Below are 5,976 nucleotides of genomic sequence, written 5' to 3' on the forward strand. Positions count from 1 at the left end.
CGCCGTGGCGAGCCGCCGCATCATGCGCCGGTAGGCCCTCACCGCCCGGCGCGCCGCCTTCCTCGCGCAGGCGCGGCCCAGCCCGTTGCGCCGCGCCGCCACCACGCAGCTGGCCGCCAGCCGCTTCACGTCCCACTCGAAAGGGCCGGGCAGCGTCTCGTCGAAGTCGTTGAGGTCGAAGATGAGGTGGCGCTCCGGCGTCGCGAACAGGCCGAAGTTGCCCAGGTGCGCATCTCCACAGAGCTGGCTGCGCAGGCCACTGGCCCGCGTGTGCGCCAGGTCGCTCGCCATCAAGAAAGGCGTGCCGCGCAGGAAGGCGAAGCTCGACTCCGCCATCCGCTCATGGCGCACGGGCACCAACCAGGGCAGCCGCGTGGTGTCCGAGGCGCGGAGCTGCGCCAGGGGCTCGCGTCCGCGAAAGGGCCGCCACGTCGCGTGCGCGCTCCGGGGGCACCGCTTGCGCAGCGCCCGTCCGGACGCCATGCGCTCGTCGACACTCCGGAAGTCTCCCTTGGGAAGCCGGGAGGGGGGCCGCGTGCGCGGCGTCCGATTCACCCGCTGCTGGGGCTCGGCCGACACCAGGGGAACCTTCTCGACCTCCAGCTCCGCGGTGTCCTCCCGATCCATGGGTCTCTCGCTCCCTGACGAGCAAAGGTGGGGCGCCCCCGGGGAGACGGGAAGCACCCTGCCCGAGGCTGCACGGCCCGCTCACCCGGCTGCTCCCGTGACGAGCGGGCGTCGGGAAGGGTGGCGAACGCCTGCCGCCCCCGAGGAAGGACCCGCCTTGTCCCGCTCCCCGGGGCTGTTACAAGGGGCAGCAGAGACACCGAGGCACCTCCCGCGCCTCCGCACAATCGAGGCCCTGATGGATTTCTCCGCGCTCGCCCTTTCACCGCCGCTGCTGCAGGTTCTCCAGGAGCTGGAGTTCCCGACCGCCACGCCCATCCAGGCCCAGAGCATTCCCGTGCTGTTGAAGGGCAAGGATCTCGTCGGGCAGGCCAAGACGGGAAGCGGAAAGACCGCGGCCTTCTCGCTCCCCATCCTGCAGAGGATTCAGCTCCAGCACCGGCGACTTCAGGCGCTCGTGCTCTGTCCCACGCGAGAGCTGTGTACCCAGGTGGCCGGGGAGCTCCGCCGTCTGGGCCGGCGGTTGCCGGGACTCCAGGTCCTCGTGCTCGCGGGAGGCCAGCCGGTCCGGCCCCAAGTGAACGCGCTCGAGAAAGGCGCCCACGTCGCCGTCGGGACGCCCGGTCGCATCCTGGACCTCCTCCAGCGCGAGTCCCTCGACACGCGACAGCTCGCCACCGTGGTGCTCGATGAGGCCGATCGCATGCTCGACATGGGCTTCCGCGAGGACATGGAGCGCATCCTCGGCGCGACCCCTCCGACGCGCCAGACGGTGCTCTTCTCGGCGACGTTCCCTCCGGACATCGAGAAGCTCAGCCGCGCCTTCCAGAAGCAGCCCACGCGCGTGACGGTCGTGGACGAAGAAGCGGCTCCCGACATCCAGCAGCTCTGCTACACCTGCGCGCCCGAGGAGAAGACGGCGGTCCTGCTGCGCATCCTGCGGCAGTACCAGCCGACCTCGGCCATCGTGTTCTGCAACCTCAAGGCGACGGTGGTCGAGCTGACGCGGGCCCTGGTCGAGGCCGGGGTGAGCGCGGACGGTCTCCAGGGAGACCTGGAGCAGATCGACCGCGACCGCGTCATGGCGAAGTTCCGCAATCACAGCATCCGCGTCCTCATCGCCACGGACGTGGCGGGCCGCGGCATCGACGTCGAGGCCCTCGATGCCGTCATCAACTTCGATCTGCCCTCGCAGTCCGAGCCCTACGTGCACCGCATCGGTCGCACGGGGCGCGCGGGAAGAAGGGGCCTGGCCATCTCGCTCGCCACTCCGTCGGACGAGCACAAGGTGGAGACCATCGAGCACGACACCAAGGTGCAGCTGGAGCGCGCGAGCGTGGAGACGCTGCCCCCGGCGGGCTCGGCCCGTGGGGCGTCACTGGAGTCGGCCTGGGAGACGCTCCTCATCTTCGCCGGACGCAAGGACAAGATGAGGCCGGGTGACATCCTCGGGGCCTTGACGGGCGAGGCCGGCGGGCTGAGTGCCTCCGACGTCGGGAAGATCGAAATCCACGACCATCTCGCCTACGTCGCCGTGGCCCGGCGCCTCGTGAATGTGGCGCTCCAGCGACTGCGCGACGGCCGCATCAAGGGACGCAAACAGCGGATCGAACGGGTGCGGTAGAGCGCACGAAGGCCCGCCCTGGGATGCGCTCCAGGCCGGGCCTCGGGTGAAACGTGTCTGTCAGGGCCCTGGTCTAGCGGCTCCGCCGTCCCCCGCCGCTACGGCCACGCGAGGAAGGGCCCCCGCGTGGAGCACTCCCACCGCGCCCTGCCCCCTTGCCGCCCGGGCGCGCCGAGCCACGGGGCCCACCTCTGCCCGGGCCGGTGCCCCTCCCACCCGCGCCCTTCGCGCCACGGGCGGTGTCCCGGTCACGCCCGCCTTCACCGCGACGAGCGGGCGGCCCCCGACGAGCCCCTTCCTCTTCCCGTCCGCGTCTCGGGCCCGCACCACGGGCGGAGCCACGCTCTTCCGTCGCTCGGGCGGAACCCCTGCCACGACCCGGGGCCTCCCGGCGGCTGCCGTCCCTCCCCCGGCCCTCTGGGGCCTCGCGTCTCGGGCCCGCACCACGGGCGGAACCACGCTCTTCCGTCGCTCGGGCGGAACCCCTGCCACGACCCGCCGGAGCCTCGCGGCGGCTGCCCTCCCCACCCCGGCGCTCCGGGGCCTCGCGTCTCGAGCCCGCGCCACGGGAGGGGGTGCGCTCCGCCTTGCGTCCCTCGCGGCGGGGCGCCGTCTCCTCGAGACGCTTGTCCGCCACGCGCGTCCGGGCCGCGTTGCGAGCCGCGGCCTTTCCGCTCAGGGGAGTCGCCAGGTCCGCGTCCTCCTGGCCGCCCTCGAACGACTCCAGCTCCTCGAGGAAGACGGGGTCCTCGCGCGGCACCTCGGCGCGCGGCAGGGGCATGCGGATGATGCGCTCGATGGCGGCCACGCTCTCCGCGTCCCGCTCGGTGACGAAGGTCGAGGCGCGCCCACTCGCGCCGGCACGCGCCGTGCGGCCAATGCGGTGCACGTAGTCCTCCGGCGAGTGGGGCAGGTCGAAGTTGATGACGTGGCCGATGTCATCCACGTCCAGCCCGCGCGAGGCGATGTCGGTGGCCACCAGGCAGCGGTACTGCCCACGCCGGAAGCCCTCGAGCGCCTGGCGACGCTGGCCCTGCGTGCGGTCGGAGTGGATGAGGGCGGCCTTGTGGCCCGCGCCCTTGAGGATCTCCTGCACCTTCTCGGCACGCTCGCGGGTGCGGGTGAAGACGATGGCGCTGAGCTGGTCCTTGGCGAGCAGGGTGAGCAGCAGCGGGTACTTCTCCATGGCCTCGACCTCGTACGCCCGCTGCACGGCGCGCGCGGCGGGAGTGCCGCTCGGGGTGACCTCGACCCGGACGGGCCGGCGCAGCACCTCCTGGGAGAAGAGGGTCACGTTGTGGCCGAGGGTGGCGGAGAAGAGGAGCGTCTGCCGCTCGCGAGGCAGGGCGGCGAGGATCTGCACCAGCTCGGGCTGGAAGCCCATCTCCAGCATGCGGTCCGCCTCATCGAGCACGAGCATGCGCACCCTCGAGAGGTCCACCGCATTGGACTTGAGCAGGTCGACCAGCCGGCCCGGGGTGGCGAGCAGGAGGGAGGGACGCTGGCTGAGCGCCTCCACCTGGGCGCTCATGTCGGCGCCGCCGATGACCACGGCCCGGGTGACGCCGCGGGGCTCGCCGAAGAAGGTGGCCTCCTCGGCGATCTGCTGCACCAGCTCGCGGGTGGGGGCGAGCACCAGGCCGACCGGGCCGGGCTCACCGGCCAGCCGCTCGACGAGGGGCAGCAGGTAGGCGGCGGTCTTGCCGGTGCCGGTGGCGGCACAACCGATGACGTCCCGGCCGGCGAGTGCCGGGGGGATGGCCTGGGCCTGGATCGGGGTGGGCGAGGCGAAGCGGGCGCGCCGCACCGCACCAAGCGATTCTTCGGAGAGGCCAAGGGATTTGAAGGAGCTCACAGGTCAGGGGCTATCACGCCCGGACGCGCGGAGCGACCGACAACGTCCTCAGCGGGGAGAGGAGGGCCTGCGACCGGCCAATCCCCTGACCCTCCGTCCTTCGGGTTCAACTCACCCTGGGAAAGGGGGTCAGGAAGTCGTTCCGGGAGGTCTCCAGAATGACATGCGCGTGCACCGCGCCTCAGCGTCGCAGCCTCTCGAGCACCTCATCCGCCGTGAGCGACGAGCACTCCGCGGGATGGAGCTCGACCAACCTCCAGTTGCCCACGCTCACGTCGTCGAGGAGCAGGTGCGGCTTGGGCAGGAATGCCTCGAAGCAGTCACCCAGGCCCACCTCCTCGGCGGCGGCACGCGCATAGGCCGCCCCGCCGCTGCTCCAGCGGTAGAGCGCCGCGCCGCGCTCCTTGAGGCCGCGCACGAGGGCCACCATGGTGGTCATCGGCATGCGCTTGCTGCCGAAGCTGCGCACCAGCGTGTCGTCGATGTCCACGTAGATGACCGGGGCGGTGCTCATGGAGCGAGCATAGGAGAAACAAGGGTGGCTGCTGGGTGCCTCACGCGCTGGAGGTCCCGTGTCCGGAGGACCTCTACGAGCGCTGGCGCTGGTACCTGAACAAATGTACCGGATAGAGCTGCCCTATGGGGCGGCCAGGCTGCTACAGTCCTGTATTTCCTGGTGTGTTTCTTGAGGGCGATGCTGGTGCTTTCCCCCTGGGGCACCCGGAGATTGAGCAGCGCCCTACTACCCATGCCGAAATGTGGATTCATGTGGGACACAGTGCAACATAGGCGTACGCACACGCACGTTGTGCGGGAGCCACCTATGCGCACCAAGCCCGTCATCAAGCTGCCAGACGCCTGCGAGAGCGCCGTCACTCCGGCCGAGCTCGTGGAGCATGTGGAGCAGCTACGCCTCGCGGCCAACCGCGAGCTGGACCCGGAGCATCGCTCCGAGCTGGGCCAGTTCATGACGCCGGCCCCTGTCGCGAGGCGGATGGCTTCTTTTTTCAAGGTGCGCCGCCCCCACCTCCGGCTCTTGGATGCGGGTGCTGGCGTCGGCTCGCTCACCGCGGCCTGGGTTGCTGAAATCCTCTCGCACCCCCAGCGACCCGAGAGCATCTCTGTCACGGCATACGAGGTGGATGGACTCCTGGTGAAGTCGCTCCGGCGCACGATGGAGCTCTGCGAGGAGCTGTGCGCACGATACGGGGTGCGCTTCGAGAGCACGGTGCACCACGCGAACTTCATCCACGCGGGTGTCTCGCTGCTGGACGAGGGGTTGTTCGCTTCGGACCATCCCGAGTTCGACTGCACAATCCTCAACCCGCCCTACCGCAAGATCAACACCGGCTCGAAGGAGCGCCTGCTGTTGGACTCCATCGGGGCAGGCAGCACGAACCTCTACACCGCCTTCCTCTCCTTGGCCGTCCGGCTGCTCGCCGCGGGAGGGGAGCTGGTGGCCATCACCCCACGCAGCTTCTGCAATGGCCGGTACTTCAGGCCCTTCCGAGCGGACTTCCTCTCGAAGATGGCACTCCGGGAGTTGCATGTCTTCGAGTCACGGAAGGCCGCGTTCGCCGCCGACGACGTGCTCCAAGAGAATGTCATCGTGCATGCCTTGAAGGAGCGCCAGGGACAGCACCTGACCATTTCCTCTAGTTCCGGTGCGGCAGAAGGTGATGCCACAGGCCGTCGGGTGCCGTTTACACAGGTGGTGCGCCCGGATGACCCGGAACAGTTCATCCACGTCTCCCCTAGCGGGCTCGACGACGGTGTGGTGGAGCGCCTCAGCAAGCTGACCCACAGCCTTGCCGATCTTGGGCTGACCGTCTCGACAGGCCGGGTCGTGGACTTCCGTGCACGCGAGCAC

At 70.2% G+C, this 5,976-nt stretch carries 5 protein-coding genes; 2 read left to right on the forward strand and 3 right to left on the reverse strand.

Annotated elements, in window-relative coordinates; genetic code table 11:
* On the reverse strand, nucleotides 1–627 hold a 627-nt coding region (locus VF697_RS37990), incomplete at its 3' end, for a DUF2252 family protein (RefSeq protein ID WP_331102870.1).
* Nucleotides 628–865: 238 nt separating this feature from the next.
* Here VF697_RS37990 and dbpA point away from each other — a divergent pair.
* Nucleotides 866–2,251, forward strand: coding sequence for an ATP-dependent RNA helicase DbpA (dbpA, locus tag VF697_RS37995; RefSeq protein ID WP_331102871.1), 1,386 nt, complete (start codon nucleotides 866–868; stop codon nucleotides 2,249–2,251).
* Nucleotides 2,252–2,324: 73 nt separating this feature from the next.
* Here the strand turns inward: dbpA and VF697_RS43630 are convergent, their stop codons facing one another.
* Together VF697_RS43630 and VF697_RS38005 are read right to left on the reverse strand one after the other, a co-directional pair.
* Nucleotides 2,325–4,058 (reverse strand): DEAD/DEAH box helicase, encoded by a 1,734-nt coding sequence (locus VF697_RS43630; RefSeq protein WP_414641421.1) that lies wholly within the window; start codon nucleotides 4,056–4,058, stop codon nucleotides 2,325–2,327.
* Between the two features lie 229 nt (nucleotides 4,059–4,287).
* Nucleotides 4,288–4,620, reverse strand: a complete 333-nt coding sequence (locus VF697_RS38005; protein ID WP_331102872.1) for a hypothetical protein — start codon at nucleotides 4,618–4,620, stop codon at nucleotides 4,288–4,290.
* 309 nt (nucleotides 4,621–4,929) lie between these two features.
* Here VF697_RS38005 and VF697_RS38010 point away from each other — a divergent pair.
* Nucleotides 4,930–5,976 (forward strand): Eco57I restriction-modification methylase domain-containing protein (locus tag VF697_RS38010; RefSeq protein WP_331102873.1); only part of this gene is annotated, 1,047 nt, incomplete at its 3' end.

The organism is Archangium sp. (genome assembly GCF_036388035.1).
In the GTDB taxonomy this organism is placed as follows: Bacteria; Myxococcota; Myxococcia; order Myxococcales; family Myxococcaceae; genus Archangium.

Excerpts from the sequence above, each read along its gene's own strand:
- dbpA (WP_331102871.1), top strand. The coding sequence starts at position 866 with ATGGATTTCTCCGCGCTCGCCCTTTCACCGCCGCTGCTGCAGGTTCTC.
- VF697_RS38005 (WP_331102872.1), bottom strand. The coding sequence starts at position 4,620 with ATGAGCACCGCCCCGGTCATCTACGTGGACATCGACGACACGCTGGTG.